13 protein-coding genes and 1 tRNA gene are annotated in these 17083 nt (G+C 44.0%); 5 read left to right on the forward strand and 9 right to left on the reverse strand.

Annotation, left to right across the window (positions count from 1 at the left end; translation table 11 throughout):
• Positions 1 to 57: 57 nt before the first annotated feature.
• Positions 58 to 1461 (forward strand): sodium-dependent transporter, encoded by a 1404-nt coding sequence (locus PNK_RS02985; protein ID WP_059060216.1) that lies wholly within the window; start codon positions 58 to 60, stop codon positions 1459 to 1461.
• Between the two features lie 251 nt (positions 1462 to 1712).
• The gene (locus PNK_RS02990; protein ID WP_032125168.1) at positions 1713 to 1937 is read left to right on the forward strand and encodes a hypothetical protein; all 225 of its coding nucleotides are present in this window, start codon (positions 1713 to 1715) and stop codon (positions 1935 to 1937) included.
• 125 nt (positions 1938 to 2062) lie between these two features.
• On the opposite strand, the gene PNK_RS02995 is transcribed toward PNK_RS02990, so the two are convergent.
• The 7 genes from PNK_RS02995 to PNK_RS03025 all read right to left on the reverse strand — a co-directional run bounded on the left by PNK_RS02995 (position 2063) and on the right by PNK_RS03025 (position 8429).
• Positions 2063 to 2806 carry an ABC transporter ATP-binding protein gene (locus tag PNK_RS02995; RefSeq protein WP_059060217.1) on the reverse strand — a complete coding sequence of 248 codons (744 nt, stop codon included), beginning with the start codon at positions 2804 to 2806 and terminating at the stop codon, positions 2063 to 2065.
• Between the two features lie 7 nt (positions 2807 to 2813).
• Positions 2814 to 3815, reverse strand: a complete 1002-nt coding sequence (locus tag PNK_RS03000; RefSeq protein WP_059060218.1) for a FecCD family ABC transporter permease — start codon at positions 3813 to 3815, stop codon at positions 2814 to 2816.
• The gene (locus PNK_RS03005; RefSeq protein WP_079992783.1) at positions 3812 to 5080 is read right to left on the reverse strand and encodes an ABC transporter substrate-binding protein; all 1269 of its coding nucleotides are present in this window, start codon (positions 5078 to 5080) and stop codon (positions 3812 to 3814) included. Before PNK_RS03005 ends, PNK_RS03000 begins: the two co-directional genes overlap by 4 nt.
• Before the next feature lie 86 nt (positions 5081 to 5166).
• The gene (groL, locus tag PNK_RS03010) at positions 5167 to 6765 is read right to left on the reverse strand and encodes a chaperonin GroEL (RefSeq protein ID WP_032125172.1); all 1599 of its coding nucleotides are present in this window, start codon (positions 6763 to 6765) and stop codon (positions 5167 to 5169) included.
• A gap of 324 nt (positions 6766 to 7089) precedes the next feature.
• Positions 7090 to 7329 carry a hypothetical protein gene (locus tag PNK_RS03015; protein ID WP_059060220.1) on the reverse strand — a complete coding sequence of 80 codons (240 nt, stop codon included), beginning with the start codon at positions 7327 to 7329 and terminating at the stop codon, positions 7090 to 7092.
• Positions 7330 to 7517: 188 nt separating this feature from the next.
• Positions 7518 to 8339: a 16S rRNA (cytidine(1402)-2'-O)-methyltransferase gene (gene rsmI, locus PNK_RS03020; RefSeq protein WP_032125944.1), complete on the reverse strand. Its 822-nt coding sequence runs from the start codon at positions 8337 to 8339 to the stop codon at positions 7518 to 7520.
• Positions 8340 to 8357: 18 nt separating this feature from the next.
• A tRNA-Cys gene (locus tag PNK_RS03025) sits at positions 8358 to 8429 on the reverse strand.
• A gap of 607 nt (positions 8430 to 9036) precedes the next feature.
• On the opposite strand from PNK_RS03025, the gene PNK_RS03030 reads away from it, so the two are divergent.
• On the forward strand, positions 9037 to 10227 hold the full coding sequence (locus PNK_RS03030; RefSeq protein WP_059060221.1) for a hypothetical protein: 1191 nt from the start codon (positions 9037 to 9039) through the stop codon (positions 10225 to 10227).
• A 122-nt stretch (positions 10228 to 10349) separates the two neighbouring features.
• Here PNK_RS03030 and PNK_RS03035 read toward each other — a convergent pair whose 3' ends face one another.
• On the reverse strand, positions 10350 to 12308 hold the full coding sequence (locus PNK_RS03035) for an inositol phosphate phosphatase SopB (RefSeq protein WP_059060222.1): 1959 nt from the start codon (positions 12306 to 12308) through the stop codon (positions 10350 to 10352).
• Between the two features lie 522 nt (positions 12309 to 12830).
• On the reverse strand, positions 12831 to 13961 hold the full coding sequence (locus PNK_RS03040; protein ID WP_051981885.1) for an acyl-CoA desaturase: 1131 nt from the start codon (positions 13959 to 13961) through the stop codon (positions 12831 to 12833).
• Positions 13962 to 14468: 507 nt separating this feature from the next.
• Here PNK_RS03040 and PNK_RS03045 point away from each other — a divergent pair.
• Complete coding sequence (locus PNK_RS03045; RefSeq protein ID WP_059060224.1) at positions 14469 to 15812, forward strand: UDP-N-acetylmuramoyl-tripeptide--D-alanyl-D-alanine ligase; 1344 nt, start codon at positions 14469 to 14471, stop codon at positions 15810 to 15812.
• 30 nt (positions 15813 to 15842) lie between these two features.
• Positions 15843 to 17081 carry a phospho-N-acetylmuramoyl-pentapeptide-transferase gene (gene mraY, locus PNK_RS03050; RefSeq protein ID WP_032125177.1) on the forward strand — a complete coding sequence of 413 codons (1239 nt, stop codon included), beginning with the start codon at positions 15843 to 15845 and terminating at the stop codon, positions 17079 to 17081.
• The last annotated feature ends 2 nt before the right edge of the window (positions 17082 to 17083 follow it).

The raw sequence follows: 17083 nt of genomic DNA on the forward strand, positions 1-17083 counted from the left end.
GCAGCAGGCATGTCTTCTAGCGCCACAATAAATATAGTTAGTAATTGGAGATCACTCATGCAGAAACAACGAGAACATTGGAGTTCACATTTAGGATTTATTTTAGCAGCGGCTGGATCGGCAATCGGTCTGGGCACATTATGGAAGTTTCCCTATGTGACGGGTGAGAATGGAGGGGGGATCTTTGTTTTCATCTATATTCTTTGCACGTTTTTTATTGGCATTCCTGTTTTTATTGCAGAGCTTGTTTTAGGACGCAAAGCGCAAAGAGGCGCGGTTGGAATTTTTGCCAATTTGGCCAATAATTCAGCTGCCTGGAAAAGCGTTGGCTGGCTGGGAGTCGCTTCTTCATTTTTGATCATGTCATTTTATAGCGTGTTAGCCGGTTGGGGACTCAACTATGTTTTCATGTCGCTTAGCCAGTTTTATGAAAATCGGACGGCGCAAGAAATTTCTAATATTTTTGACGTCCTGTCATCATCGGCGGACATTACCCTCTTTTGGCACTTCCTCTTCACTGCTTTAACGGCGGCGGTTGTCTATCGTGGAGTGAGGCAAGGGATTGAATACTGGAGCCGCTTCATGACGATTGGATTATTGGTGATTTTGGTTGGCATGTGCTTGTTTGCCATGACCCTTGAAGGTTTTAAGGAAGGGGTGCAATTCATTTTTTATCCTGATTTAGCCCGCTTTAAACCGTCGGCAGCCATCGAAGCACTCGGGCTGTCTTTTTTTACTCTGAGTTTAGGGCAGGGGATCATGCTTACCTATGGCAGCTATATGCGTCGCGGAGATGATATTCCAAAAACGGCGGTGATCATTGGCGTTATGATCGTTTTGATTTCTCTTTTGGCGGGATTGATGATTTTCCCAATCATCTTTACTTTCGGCTTTGCTCCAGAAGCTGGACCCGGCCTAGTCTTTAAGACCCTACCTGTTTTATTTGCCAAGCTGCCAGGGGCTTTATTCATTTCCACTGGTTTTTTTATTCTTTTTGTCTTTACAGCGCTGACCTCTGCCGTCGCTTTGATCGAAGTCGTGGCAGCGAACTTTACCGATCTGCTCGGATGGTCGCGCCAAAAGGCTGTTCTAGTGGTGGCAATCAGTTGCTTTGTTTTTGGAATTCCGAGCGCTTTATCAAACACGAATACGCTATTTGCCAACTGGCCGGCCATTTACGGAAAGACATTTTTCCAGACGATTGATGATTTGGTCACGCTTTGGTTTTTACCAATTGGCGGTTTGCTAGTCTCTATTTTTACTGGATGGATTCTGGATAAAGAGTTGGGAAAAGAAGAATTTAATTCTGGAACGGCCCTGCGTTGGCTATGGCGTCCATGGATGATTTTTGTCCGTTGGGTTGCACCAATAGCCATTGTTTTCATTATCTTGCAGCAAAGCGGATTAATCGATATCGATGCCTATTTTGGACGCAGGGCAATACCCAATCAGCCGCTTTAGACTAGAATCGTGATGCTGGATGATACGTAAAATGCAATCAAACAGCATCACAAAGTTAAGACTTAGATCCTATCTCGTTCCCATTTCCAACTATTATTGCCGATAAGTTTTTTTTGATAATTAATTTAATGATTTTTTGATCTGAATAATTAACTTTCACTAGTGTAAGATTAATCTGAAGCTGCTATAATTCAAAATAGAGGGGAGATAGAATCTTTCTTCTTTCAAACTTTTATCTGGGAGGTGTTGTCATGAAAGATACTGCTCATCATCTTAGAAATGTCCAAAAGAAAATCATCCGTTCGGTTCGTCAGGAAAAACTGCAAGCTTTATCGCATACGACTCCAAAACTTGCCATGCTTGCCCCAGAGCCTGAGTCTCTAAAGCATGCGAGTGAGGTTGACGAAGGCCGGGTCGTTGCCGCTCCAAAACGGGCAGGCTTGCCTAAAATGATGAGAGCACAATCCTATCATTAATTGTTTGTTTTAGGCTCAAAAAGTTTTAATTAGAAGTGAATTTGACGGTAAATAGGGAGATTTTGAGGAATCTTGGATAAAGATACCGTTTTCCTATTTACCGTTTCTATTAAAGAAAGGGTCGACTAAGAAGACAAGTCGTAAGAAAAGCCCTTTTGGTTTGTGAGCTGAATGCCAAAAATAGAGTGAAGTAGGGCTGGATTGACGACTGCATCGTAAAGGCCTGTTGCGACACATGTTCCTTGATGGAGAATGGAGAGGCAATCGCAAAAGCGATTGGCTGCTAGTAAATCATGGACGGCAACGATGACCGTTTTGCCGTGCTCTGCTAAAACCCTTAAGAGCTTCCAGATTTCCAATTGATGGCGTACGTCCAAATAAGAGGTGGGTTCATCCAGGAGCAGCACAGGAGCTTCTGTGACGAGAGCTCTTGCAATGTACACTCTTTGCTTTTCGCCGCCGGACAATTGCGATAAAAACTGCTTTCTCAGATGCCAGGCATCCACTTTTTCGAGGATCGACTGGATCAATACCTCATCTCGTTTTGGGATGTATCCATGTGAATAGCGTCCCATTTTGACAATGTCTTCGACCAAGAAGTCGAAGTGGAGGAGGGGATTTTGCGGAACGAGGGACAAGGTACGGCTAATTTCAGCGCGCGGCTTTTGCAACAGGGGCTCACCTTGCCATTCAACTCTTCCAGCCGTGGGCTGCCAAATACCAGTCATAGTTTTGAGCAGCGTGGATTTTCCCGACCCGTTGGGTCCTAGAATGCCATAGACAAATCCCGGTTCAAAGGTGAGTGAAATCTGTTCGATTAGCTTTTTTTCTTTGAGTTGGTAAGTCAATCCGTGTGTTTTCAGTGTCATATGAGCTCTAAAAGGCTAAGCGTCTTTGTGAACGGAAAAGGAGGATTAAAAAACAGCTTCCTCCAATGATGGCAGAAAAATTGCCGATTGAAATGGCGTGCAAGTCAAAAAATCTCAGCGAAACGTCGATAGAGGTCAAGATGGCAGCTCCGGCAACTATGCAAAGTGGAATGAGGGTGAGATGATCGGGGCCTTGCAGGCGGCGAATGACATGGGGTAGAACGAGTCCAAAAAAGGCAATCATGCCGACGGCTGCTAAGGCGCCACCCGTCAAAAGAGAAATGCAAAGAAACAGGCGCCAGCGCACCCTTTTCACATCTACTCCAAGATTTGTGGCCTCTTCTTCGCCAAGGGCCAAAATATTCATTTCTTGCCTGTAGTTACAGCATCCCCATAATCCAACAAGCGTCAAAGGAAGTTGCATATGCACGTGCTGCCAACCCCTATCGGTGGTAGAGCCGGCTTCCCATTCTGTAATGGTCTGAATCAGCTGCCAGTGATCCCGCAGGGCATACAAGATGAGGCTTTGTACGGCAATGAGTAGGGTTGAAATGGCAATGCCTGTGAGAATGAGATTGGTTAAATGGGCTCCTTCCTGATATCTCGCAATAGCATAGACGATGCAAAGGGTGAGAAGGCAGCCGAGAAAGGCGGCTAAGGGAAGAGCATAAGGATGACTGAAGCGTAAATTGAAAATAAAGACTAGAACGACAGCCAGACATCCACCTGAGCTAATTCCTAGAATGCTCGGTGAGGCCAAAGGATTGTGGAACAAGGACTGCATCACTGCGCCCGATACAGCTAAAGAGGCTCCGGTGCAGATTAAAACGAGTAGGCGCGGTAAGCGTTCATCGAGCAGAGGGTTCCAATCTGAACTATTTTCGTGAAGGCGAAGAAGAGCTCCTTGCCAGACAGTTGACCAGGGGGTTTCTCCGCTGCTGATGGTAAAGAGAGCGCTAGCTAGCAATAATAAGAGTAAAAGAAAAAGGTAAAAGCAGAAAGATTTCATAGACAATAAGCACCAGCTAGAGCTTGTAAGAGATCGAAATAGGCTAAGATGATGTACTGTGTAGGAGATTCCTGGACGGTTTCATCGACTATAAAGAGGCGGTTTGAACGCAAGGCCTTGAGCCTTTGGAAAACTTTATCGGTTTCCATCCATTCTTTAAAACCAGTGGCGCTTGAAGGAACTGAGAGGATTAGGCAATCAGGATTGTAATTGATAATTTTTTCTTGATCAAAAGGAACGCGCCATTCTGTAGAACTTTGCTTAATGGGACATTTGAGGCTTTTACAGTGGCTAAAGGCTCTCTCAACAAGTTGACCACTCAAAGATTTGGTTGTCGGAAGCATGTATTGGTGGTGGTAATAGAGATATAGGACTTGGGTTAAAGAAGAGGTTGAATGGGGAGTTAGTTGTTCGAGTGCACGCAGACGGTTGTCAATAGCCATGAAAGAGGCATTAATAAAAAGCGCAAGCAGATTGGCTTCTAAAGGGTGATTGCTGGCGTGCCCAATCTTAAGCAGCGTTTCTTGAATGTCACTCAATGTATCGATATTTTTGATGGTGCAGAGGCGAATGCCTTGATTGCGCAGCATCTCTAAAGTGGGAGGATGCGAGTAGTGGGCAATAAAGGCGAGGTGAGGACGGGCTAGATAAAGTTTTTCGCCTCGGTAGTATTCCACTTGATGGGGGATTCGATCGAGAAGATCAGGCGCATAGAGTTGAGGCAGATCTCTTAAGCCTTTTGGTATGGCGATAATCTCATTGGGAGAGGCAATGGCGAGGAGAAAGCTTGCTGCTACATAGCTTTGGGGTAGAAAACGGGTGAAGGTGTCCTCTAATTTAATCAGACGTCCAGCATCATCTTGTATTTCTTTTAGGCGCACGTGCCGATTGAGAGCGCTTAATTGAGCATCAGAGGATTCGTCGATCAGACGAGAGAGCAAGTGGGCTTGTAGAAAAGCGTCGTCTGTCAGGGCTTGGATGCCGCTCACCCCTTTGGTCATTAGGACTTCAGAATCTTTTTGCCATTGAGACATCAACTCAAGCATGAGGCGCCTATCTCCCGCCAATGCCTGGTGAAGAGAGTCGCGCTGCAAAGGGGATAGAAAAGGTAGAAGATCGGATGTCTGCAGAGTTAGAGCCGCCTGCTCTGAAAGCGGGGCTTGAATCGAGCTTGGCTGATGGATTCTAAACGCTAATATCCACCAACCCATAACGAAGCTTGCCAGGGCGAGGTATAAGATGGAAGTGGATAGAGGTTTGCTCATGGAGTCAAAATATCATCTTTTTAAAAAAGAAAAGAAGGCAAGTCAGCTTGCCTTCTTTCCAAAGAGGGTTAAATAAGGCCAAAGGGTTACTCTGGCTTGTCCTCGTCTTCATCTGCATCGGCAATGAGTGCCTCAGAAAGAAGAATAATGCCTGCGGCTGATGCTGCATAAGTCAGTGTGTTTTTTACGACTTTGGCTGGATCGATCACACCGGCTGAAACAAGATCTTCCACTTTTTCACTCAAGGCGTTGAAGCCAAAGTTCTTAGGCGAGCGCAAGATTTCGCTTAAAATGACACTGCCATCAAAACCCGTGTTTTGAGCGATTTGCTTAATTGGAGTTTCACATGCCTGTAGAACAATTTTTGCACCGATGGCTTCATCGCCTTCGAGCTTGATGTCGTTCAAAACTTTGCTCGCATTAAGTAGGGCTACGCCTCCGCCTGGGACGATTCCTTCTTCCAAAGCTGCTTTAGTCGAATTTAAGCTGTCATCGAACATCTGCTTTTTCTGCTTCATTTCTGTCTCAGTCGCAGCTCCTACACGGATAACGGCTACACCGCCGCTTAACTTCGCGCGACGCTCTTCTAGCTTCTCTTTGTCGTAAGAGCTTTTGGTTAGGGCTATTTCGGCATCGATTTGCTTAATGCGTGCAGCGATTTCGTCAGGCGTACCCGTTCCTCCGACGATTGTCGTAGTCTCTTTGGTAACGGTGACTTTTTCAGCAGAGCCCAAAGCTGTGGCTGGAATTTCTTTTAAAGAAATGCCAACCTCTTCCGAAACAACGGTTGCTCCAGTCAGGATTGCAATGTCTTGTAACATGGCTTTGCGGCGATCGCCAAAACCAGGCGCTTTGACAGCTGCCACTTTCAATGTTCCACGTAGCTTGTTGACCACAAGTGTTGATAGAGCATCGCCTTCAATGTCTTCTGCAATGATGAGCAGTTCGCTTCCAGCCGCGGCTGTTGCCTGCAGAACAGGAAGAAGTTCGTGAATGTTCGAGATTTTTTTATCGACGAGAAGGATTTGTGCGTGATTCATTTCGACGATCATTTTCTCAAGATTTGTGCAAAGATACGGGCTCACGTAGCCGCGATCAAATTTCATTCCCTTAACCACTTCAATAGCAGTCTCGGTCGTTTTTCCCTCTTCAATCGTGATGGCACCCGAGTTGCCCACCTTTTCCATTGCTTCGGCAATTAAATCGCCGATTTCATGGTTGCCTGATGCGGAAACAACTGCAATGTCTCTTTTCTCCTGCTTTGTTTTGACTGGAATGGCAACTTGTTCAATTGCTTTGACAATGGCTTCAACAGCTTTATCCATCCCTCTCTTAATGCCGATCGGACTTGCACCGGAGGAAATATTCTTGATCCCTGCTTCAACCAAGGCTCTTAAGAGCAATGTGCCTGTCGTCGTTCCATCGCCGCACTTCTCTTTGATTTTCTGAACAACTTCTTTCGCCATGGCCACGCCCATATTCTCATACTTATCTTGAAGCTGAATGTCGCGAATAATGCTGGCTCCATCATTCGTAATGGTCGGTGCTCCCCAACTTTTTTCAAGACCTACGTTGCGCCCTTTTGGTCCAAGTGTAAAGGCTACAATGTCTGCCAATTTTTTGATTCCTTTTAGAAGGAATTCTCGTGCTTCCTCTTCAAAAATAATTTCTTTGGGTGTTGACATAAGTGCTCCTCGTTAAAATTCTGAAGTTGTGATAGGTAAACTGGTTAAGCCTTTGAACAGGACGTGAAAGGAAATAATCGGCTAATCACGCTCAGAAAGTGCCTTGAAATTCTAACTTTCACATGAAGGATTCCACCAGCCTATCCAGGACGTGTCGTCAAATGATGAAAAGTCTTCCTCATTCGATGGCACGTCCCAGATAATTAATAACTTTTTTCTCTTTAGCTCCATCGAACAAAAGATGCAGAACGCGGGCTCAGACTATCTCAAAAGCACCCTTGCTTAAAACGTAAATTCAACCCTTTCGGTCCATAGAGATGAAAGTTATAGTAGTGCAAAAAAGGGAATTTTGCAAGCGGCAATTTTACTTTTTTTAGTCAGTTGAGCCATTGGAGTGCTAGCCTTTTGAGCTCCACGAGGAGAAGGAAGAACATCGGCTAGGCTGACTTGTAAGAGCAACAGAGAGTAGTCGAGGAAATCTTCTTGGATTTCTTTGCCTTCTTTTAAAATAAAGATGTAGGGGTGAAGGAATTGCTCGAATTGCTTGGATTGTGTTTCTTTCATATCAACGCTTTGGATTAATTCGTTTGTGATACACAAGGCACTGAAAATTTAGGCTTTGAGCCTGCGCTTTGAAGGGTGATTGCTGGTCCTTTGTGTATCAGGAAATAGGCGCAGTTGGCTACCAGTTTACCCTGTTTAAGGATTTAGTGAAATAAGAGATTGTTTTAAAAAAAATCTTATTATCTTCTTCAATCTTTTTCGTGAAACAGGTTATAGATTTGTCTTTTAGGAACTTGCCTAAGATCGGCCACCATTTTGATGGCTTCTTTACGGCTGAGGGAATAGGTCTCTTGCATCCATTGGACATGTTCTTCGGGCGACCACTGGGCCCAATCTGACTCGGTATTGGCTGCAGGGGCGACCAGCAAGACAATTTCACCGCGTGGCTCTTCACTGTGCCAGCGTTCCAGGAGCTGTTGAGGTGTTCCTCTTACAAACTCTTCAAATTTTTTTGTCAATTCGCGCGCGATGACGAGCTCTCTTTGAGGTTGTAGGGCATGGAATAAGTGCAGCGTGTCAAGCAGTCGATGGGGAGATTCATAGCAAATAGTCGTGCCCGAATAAGAGAGAATGGCTAACAAGGCATCTTTGAGCTCGCCTTCTTTGCGGGGTAGGAATCCAAAAAATTGGAAGTGATCGGTTGGAAGGCCTGAACAACTTAACGCCTGGATGGCAGCGCAAGGTCCGGGAATGGCCGTGACTGGGATTTCGTTTTCAATGCAGAGCTGAACTAAAGCAGTTCCAGGGTCGGAAATTCCAGGTGTTCCGGCGTCGCAAATTAAACAAATATGCTGCCCTGATCGAAGATCATCTAGGATGGACTGCGCTTGTTGAGTCTCATTAAATTTGTGATAGCTTTTTAAAGGCTTGTGTATGTCGTAGTGTTTGAGCAAATGCAGACTGTGGCGCGTATCTTCGCAGAGGATATAATCGCATGAGCGCAGCGTTTCGATGGCTCGATATGTGATATCGGATAAATTTCCGATGGGAGTTGCAACTAGATATAGCATATGAATAGTTGAAAAGGAAGGTGGCACCCAGATTCGAACTGGGGGATGGAAGCTTTGCAGGCTTCTGCCTTACCACTTGGCTATGCCACCACCGTTGAAAGCAAAGGGTTATACACAAAAAGGTGCGATCTCGTCAAGCGCGATTTGCGAAAATTAAAAATTCTGTTCCTAAATGATCTAGAATAAAGAGGAAATGAAAAAATAAGTGTGGACAAAATGGAGTAAAATCGCGCAATTGACAACGCTTTAAGAATGAGACGAAAATCCCGGCTATTTGACAATTTGGTCTCCTGATTCAAGTTTTCATGAAAAGAAGGGGTATTGTCTCTTTGTTTAATATTAACTTGTTTATATATAACAAGTTGTGATTTCATATAAGGGTTTTTAAATCAAATTAAACGCTAAGGACATATTTTAATTGTGGAATTGAAGCGTTAAATTTGAAGTCTAATATCGAATTTATTATGATTTTAATCGAATTGAATAAATGAGATATTATTTTTAATAATTTGTTTCACTTTTAAATATATATATCCATTAGATGGATTAAGGGGAAAATACTACTATGAGTAGCTCATCATCATTGGGAAGTTCTCTCAGTCCTGTGATCATTCACGATACATCTCCTAAAACGTCAAGAAGTGATACTAAGGCGTCAAAATCGCCAAGATCATGCGATTCGACTCCGCGAGGAACTATGTTGTCTCCGAGATCAATTTTTGGGGCAATTGTGAGAAGTCCTGTGCAGAGTAAGACTCCTGAAAAGGACTTAAATTTAACAGATCGAGCGACTTTTAATCCGTTGTCTGAAGAAGACGAAAAGAAGTTTCAGAAGCTGATAGTCTACATTTTGCACAAATGCATCGACAAGAAGCATTGGTCTGCGAGGCCTCAATCGAAGGTGGTGACAACTTTTTCTCCGTCGATCCGTTCGGAGTCTTTCTTTAAACAGACGACTGTGAGCACGGCATCGGTTGAGGTTCTTCCAAGTCCTCGTTCTGCAAGAGAGAGCCGAACACCGCGCAAGAGCTCAATCTCCAAGTCTAAGCTAATGGACGAGTCGAAATTGGCAGCAGCGCTCAAAAAGTGTTGGGCAAAACTGCATGACTATTTTCCTTACCCTAAAAGCCAAAGCTCTGCGGTTATTTCTAATGGAGAATTGAGAACTAGGCTTCAGGGAGCACTTGGCGGCTATTTGAAAAGCGAGACGGTAGAGCTTGTCAAAAAGACGGAGGAACTGTTCCAGAAGCTAGCTAAAGCGAACGATACAGACCAGCAGGTTGTGACTGCAAAAGAGCAGATGCTGCAAGCTATTAGCGAGTCGGTGCGCAATTCAATTGTTCATTATCATGCGCTATGTTGGATTGAACAGCATATGAATGTTATGGAGATTAAGTACTTCATGGGGCTCAAGCAAGTGGAATCAGACCCCTTGTCGAGCGCTGCAAAGCTTCTTTTAGCGACTAAATTTAAAGAGTTTGCTAATGCGTACAAAGATTTTGGAATGGAATTTTTGCTATTTGTGCAGCAATTTGAGCGCATTGAAGATCCTCTGAAGGCCTTAATTTTACTCGAGTATATTGAGAAGACTTATCTTCCAACAGAAACCCTCAGCAATTTTCTTGAAGGCAATCCGAAAGAAATCAACGTTGATTTAGCTGAAAATGTGATCACTTTGAAAAGGATTAAAGAAAAAATTCAAGAGTTTAAGACAGCGCGTGAAAAGGGAGAAACGTTTGTCATCCCAGCCAATCTGTTTACCGAGGATTTTAAAATTGAGATAATAGGCGGCCTGGAGAAGAACTTTATTAAAACTCAAAACCGCAATTTTTTCTATTCTGAAGCGTGGCAAAATTTTGAACATGCCATGTACAAGATGAAACCTTAAACTTAAGGGGGTGTTTATAAAATCCGATCGCAGTCGGATCGTATTTTGTAAACACTCTCTAAGCGGCTATCCTTTTACAAAGAGCTCTTAAATGAATTTAAGAGCTCTTTGAAAGAAGTCTATTAGCTGGAGGTTGTTTTAGCAAGACCTAACATCTCTAAAAATTTATCGTCTGGCAATTGAGCCAGTTGCGCTTCTTTTCCGACTTTATAGCCTGTTGCGCTTGTGTTAATTTCAGTGATGTCAATACCGCCCATTTCAAGAAGGATGGGAACCAGGATAGAACGAAACTGCTCCCGGATCTCTTCATTGTTTTTAAGGTCCTCGTGTGTTGGAATCTTGCCATTGATTGAGCGCATAACAGCAAATGCTTTGGCAACTCCATCCATCATACCAGTGCGGTCTTTACCGCTCATGCAATTGAAGGCGCACTTGGTGTTTCCATTTAACTGATCGAGCTGATTGCTCAGGTTGATGATTTTGGCACCCACTTCATATTGGTTATCGCCGTCTAAATAGGCTTTGCGGTCAGCCATTAGGCTCTTGATGTCTCCCAAGAGTTCTTTTAAATTGTCTTTCTGCATGCCTTGGGGAAGCTTGTCGATGGCTGCCTGAGCTTGGGCTTCCAGGCCCTGCAAGGCCTTGACATTTTGTTCGTACTGATTGATGGTTCCGAGGCCGTAGCCGACGGCACCTACGTTGACGCCGAAATTGAACGTATTCACGCTTAAATTAATGGGGATGTGAAGGCCGTCGACGACAAGCGTCTTATTGGTTCCTGCATAGCTATGCAGAGCATCGGTTTGGTCAAACAGCATGTTCTTTTCGTTAGCCCCTTTCGATCCGATGGCGCGGAAATCATCGGGTGTGACTAAGCTGACTGAGTTGAAATTGAGCGTTATGGGAGAAGTAGAACGAGAGGCATCCTCTAGCGATAATCCCTGATCGCCTAACTGCTGCATGAGGGCCGCTTTTAGAAGCTCGCCTGCCGCCTTTTTTGAATTGGCCTGGCGAACGTCCTTGTCGGTCTCGAATTTATCAGATGTGATTCCGTGACGCAAAGCTTGATAGATGCGCGTTCCGCTTTCATCGCTTAAATTGGATTCCCATCCGTTGATCAAATGGGATTCCTGGCGGTTAGCACTCGAAATACCACCCTTTTCGCCAAAGATATTTTCAAATACGCGGCTGGCTGCCCCGTCTTCTCCTTTTACATTGACGAGAGAGTCAAATTCTTTATTGAGAGGGACGAGTTTACTCTTAAACTGGACTTGCTCGCCCTTTGCATTTTGAGTCGTTAAGTCGCGTGCAATCGTCACGCGTTCGGTCTTTTGGCTTTGGTTTTGAGCGATAAATGACTTGAATTGCTTCTGAATGGCCTTGTCTGAAAATGTGACTTGAACGCGATAGACGCCGTTAAGCCCGATGATGCCGGCTCTTCTTTTTAAATTGCCAACACCTTCCCTGAAGTTATTAAACTCGGTCCGCTGGTCTCTTTGGACTTCAGATTCGTTGTTGACGGGTTCAGCAAAAGCTTTCTTACTAGCCGTTTCCATGCTCAATTTGGCTTGTTTAAAGCCGTCGACTGCAGCCTTGTTAGTGGAAGAAACAAGTGCCAGCAATCCGATGAATTTGGCTTTAAACCCACCTTGGGCTAAAGTTGCAATCTTTCTTTTGAGCTCGGCGCGGCCAGCAGATCCAATCTCGGACGCCACGTCTATTTGAGCCTTTTGCAAAACTTTGGCAATGTCTTTTTCGGCTGTTTTAAGGGCTTTCGCTAATTCCTTTACCTCTTTTTTCGAGAGATTTGGACTCTCTTGGATGGAGTGTTTAATCTGAGCTTCTATTTTAAAGAGGTCACTGGCGGCTTGAAGGTAAATATTGTTGACTTGAACAGCAACCTCTCCTGTGTGACCAGAGTTTTGCTCTTCTAAGTGAGCCAACAAAGCATAAGAATGTCCCATGAAGTTGTTAACTCGCTCATGCGCTGTGGCTGAGCTACGAGTCTGTGACTGTGGCGTTTGCACCGGAGCCATTTGTTCTGTAGCCATTGGACGATGTATAGTAATATCTGAATTCATAATTTTAATCCTTTTTAAAAAGATTAATTAATAAATCAATATCAATAATTATATTATAGCACTAATCAGATTGATTTTAAAGTTATAATATTTGATTTCTTTGTTGTTTATTTTAAATTGCTGGAAAGTCTGTTGTTGTTAATTTTTCAACTTTGTCGATTCTGACTAGGCTTAATGCAAAAACCTTGCCGATGTGCATGAAAATGAGAAAGGAGGATTGGAAAATGGCCTTTGTTTCGAAGGCTTTTTTCTATTTCAACACTCTGCAAGCCGTTGATGTTTTTGAGGGTAATGGGATTGTGAATGGCGAATCAAATTGATCACAAAGCATAAAAAAAATGCGAGCCGTTCGGCGGTAGCTTTGCGGTTGCAAAGTTGTTTGCCAACAGGCAACTCGACAGGAAGTGCAATCAATCCGATGCCGTTTTAAGAATGGAGGGTGAGTGCAAGAAGGGATTAGAAAAAGGGCCCAGTTGATCATGTCATGAACAAATGGGCTCTTTTAGTGATTCGCAGCAAGAATCAAATATTAAGGGGCTTTAGCTTCAAGATATTGCGTGAAAGCTTAATCCACAGACGCCAGTCGGCTTTGAGGCTTTTCTTGAGCTTGGCCAATTCAAGCTTGACTTCTTTTAGTCTTTCGCGCTCTTGGCCTTCGCGGCGAGCGGCGCGATAATCATCGCGCAGTTTATTGAACTCGGCAATTTTGGCTACTAGGCGATCCGATAGCTCCAAAACAGTTTTTTCGAGTTCATCTTTTTTGACGTACCACAAATCACACACGCGATCAAGCAGTAGCTGCTGTCTTTCGAGCACCATGCGTTTTTTAATGGTATAGGCATCCATTCGCTTTAATCCAGTGGTCAAGCCAACCTTATTCAGGGACCAAATCAACCATTTAGTTGGATCAAAATGGTACCAGCGGATTCCATTGCGATAATCATTGGCGAAGGTGTGGTGGTAGTTATGATATCCTTCTCCAAAGGTTAAAAGGGCAATCACATAGTTATTAACGGCCGACTGCTCTTGGCAAAAAGGGCGGTCGCCCCAGGTATGAGCCAATGAGTTGATGAACCATGTAAAGTGATGAAGGGCAAAGAGGCGAGTCCAGCAAGCAAGGAAAAAAGCACCCACATAGTCGTCTAGTAGCCATCCTACAAAGAAAAAGGCAATGACGTTAGTTGTAATCATCAATAGGAAGTCGTACTTGTGTTGAAACTGAACCAGGGGATTGCGCAAGAGATCTGGAACGACTTTCGGATCTATCTTCTTTTGTTTTTCCAGAATCCACAGAAAATGGGCATACCAAAATCCCTTTTTAATCGAATAAGGATCTTCATCTGTATCTACGTGAGCGTGGTGGAGACGGTGATCGAAAGACCAGCGTAAAGCGCTGCCTTGCCCTGCCATCGATCCGAAAAATAAAAGAGCCGCTTCGACGACCGGTTTTGCCTTATAACTGCGATGAGAATAGAAGCGGTGGTAGCCAGCCGTGATGCTCAATCCGGTTAAGTAAAGAAGAACGACCGAAACGGCAACCATGCCCCAACTCGGCGGAGCATAATAAAAGTAGAACGGAAGGCTGATCAGAAGCAGCGTTTGATAGATGATCAAAAACAGGCCTGGTCCCCAGTTAAATTCTTTAATTTTCACACATCCTCCTTATCGCATGGCTCAAGCGTCATCGCTTTGGTATGCTTTTAGTCTGCCACTTGGTGGTCTTTCCTTCACATTGGAAATAGTATTGACTGTCATTAGAGCGGCTACAAGTTGATAATTTTATAGTCGCTTTTTATATTTATCAATCTAAAAGCAGGGTAATAAAAGTTATAAGACTCACAATTATAGCTTAAAATCGACTTAGCGTCTATGTCGGATTAAAAGATTTAATTTTTATTCCAATCAACGAATCATTCAACAATTTTACAGTTGCCTGTTTTAAGCGATTTAATATGAATCTTCTAATGCTTTGGAGGCAGGTGCATGCAAAATAGGAAAATCTTTTTTAGTAACAGAAGGGAAGCCTGGTGATTGCCGGATTGAAAAGTAAAAATGTTCTTATTTGGATAAATTTCAAGCAATTAGGCACATACTGGCTGTTCAAAAATGAGGGAAAAATTTAAGCTTGCGGGCACATTCATTTTAAAAGGAAGCTGATCGATGAGATCGATGACTTGGAAACAGATAGCTCAGTTTTTAAATTGTCCTGAGCCACATCAACGAGAAATCGTGCAAGGATTTTGCGTTGACACGCGTCTCTTAAAGCCAGGAGAGGTTTTTGTGGCTTTAGTAGGGACTCGGGTGGATGGGCATGCTTATTTAGAGGAAGCTCAAAAAAAAGGGGCTTTAGCTGCTATTGTGGGAAACTCTTATCGCGGGCCAAATTATGGGTTGCACTTATTTCATGTCGCAGACCCACTTGATGCTTTGCAGGAGCTGGCAAGAGCTGTCTTAGCAAACGGTCGCAGCCAAATTGTGGCGGTGACTGGATCTGTTGGTAAAACGACGACAAAAGAGTTTATTAAGTCTTTGCTCTCCTCGCGCTATGCAGTGGCAGCTTCTCCTGGCAATAGCAATTCTCAAGTGGGCGTTCCATTATCCGTTTTGAATCATACAACGGGCAATGAAGAAATTTTGGTACTAGAAATGGGGATGACAGAGCCCGGTCAGCTTGCGCGACTCGTTCAAATAGCTCCACCAGACGTTGCGGTCTTGACAACAGCGGCTTTAGTACATGCCTGCAATTTTGCTAGCCTGGAGGCGATAGCTTTGACTAAGGCTGAAATTTTTTCACATTCCCAAACAAAACTTGGCATCCTGCACTACGATCTTTCTAATTTAACAACCCTATCTGAAGTGGGTTCATGCCCTAAAATTTCTTTTTCGACGACCTCTTCAGATGCCGACTACAGTCTAGATAGAGTCATGGATAATACCCTAAGGGTGAAAGGTGGAAAAGAAACTTTCCGGCTTGGACACATACATGTGCCTGGCGCACATAACGTTCATAATGCCTTAGCGGCAGTTGTTGTGGCTCGTTATTTTGGCTTGAGCTGGGAAGAGATCAAAACAGGGCTTGCCATGCTGAGACTTCCTGAAAAGCGATTGCAGGTGGTGCAAAGAGAAGGTGTGGTTTTTCTGAACGATTCTTACAACGCTTCCGAAGTATCGACCAAAGCAGCCCTTGAAACTCTACCAGAGCCGGTAGGAGAAGGATGTAAGGTGGCAGTGCTTGGGAGCATGATGGAGCTTGGACAATTTTCAAATGATTGCCATAAAAGAGTTGGCGAATTTGCTTTAGACCGAGTGGCGAAAGTGATGTGCTTGGGCGAGGAATGCCGTCCTATTTACGACGTTTGGAAGAAGGCCGGAAGATCTGTCGAGTTGTTTCTTGATCGTGCAGCACTGGTTGCTCATTTGAGACAGGTTTTAAAGCCGTCTGATGTGGTTTTATTGAAGGGATCGCGATCTAAAGAGTTGTGGAAGGTATTAGAAGAGCTATAGCCGTTTTTTTACGCAATATTAAGAGCATCTATGATTTTATTTATTATCGACTATTTAAAAGAGGCCTGGGCTTTAAAAGTACCGGCTGTTTTTACCTATTATTCAACGCGCATGATTTTGGCGGCTATTACCTCGCTTCTGCTGAGCATTTTTTTAGGCCCTTATTTTATTCGCAAACTCTATGAAATGAAGATTGGGCAGTCTATTCGCAAAGATGAATGCCCTCTCCTTGGCCAATTGCATGAGAAGAAGCAAAATACGCCGACGATGGGGGGAATTTTAATTCTTTTTTCCATGGTTGTCTCACTACTATTGTGGATGGACCTCACCCATGTTTTTACCCTGATACTGTTGATCACGACTTTTTTCTTAGGCCTGATTGGAGGAAGAGACGACTATCTCAAATTGAAGTATAAAAATACGAAAGGGATGTCGGCAAAAGGGAAGCTGTTTTTTCAGTTTATTTTATCGGCTGCAATTGCCTCTTACTTTTTAATCAATCCGATCAACGAAGCAATCGAGATGGGAACATGGTTTCGTCCTCCCGTGATCAAAGAGCATGTCAAGAATGAGCAGAGCAAAAGCGAGCCCGGTGCAGATCATATGCCCCAAACAAAGGGGATAAGTTTAAAAGACTATGCTTCTCGCCTATACATTCCTTTCTTCAAAGAGCCGGTCGTCATTTTTGGAGGGCTTTCATTGCTTCTCATGGCTTTCTTTATGTTCTTTGTGATTACCGGATCTTCGAATGCGGCTAATTTAACGGACGGCTTAGATGGCTTGCTTGCTGGGTGCTTAATCATGGCAGCGGGCTCGCTTGGGTTGATTGCTTTTGTCTCCAATAATTTAGACATAGCGGGCTATCTTAACATCCTCTACATCGAAGGGAGTGGAGAAATTGCCATTTACTTATGCGCTCTCATTGGTGCAAGTTTGGGATTTTTGTGGTACAATAGTCATCCAGCCCAGGTCTTTATGGGGGATACGGGTTCTTTGACACTCGGCGGCATTTTGGGGGTGTCTGCGGTTCTCCTTCGAAGAGAATTTTTGCTTGGCATTGTCGGTGGTGTTTTTGTTGCCGAAGCCTTGTCGGTCATTCTTCAGGTAGCCAGCTACCGCTTGCGCAATAAGAAACGGATCTTTCTTTGTGCCCCTTTGCATCATCATTTTGAATACAAAGGATGGCCTGAAACCAAGGTTGTAATACGTTTTTGGATTATCAGCCTGCTTTTTGCAATCATTGGCATTGCCTCATTAAAATTCCAGTAACG

This window comes from Candidatus Protochlamydia naegleriophila, from assembly GCF_001499655.1.
GTDB lineage: Bacteria > Chlamydiota > Chlamydiia > Chlamydiales > Parachlamydiaceae > Protochlamydia > Protochlamydia naegleriophila.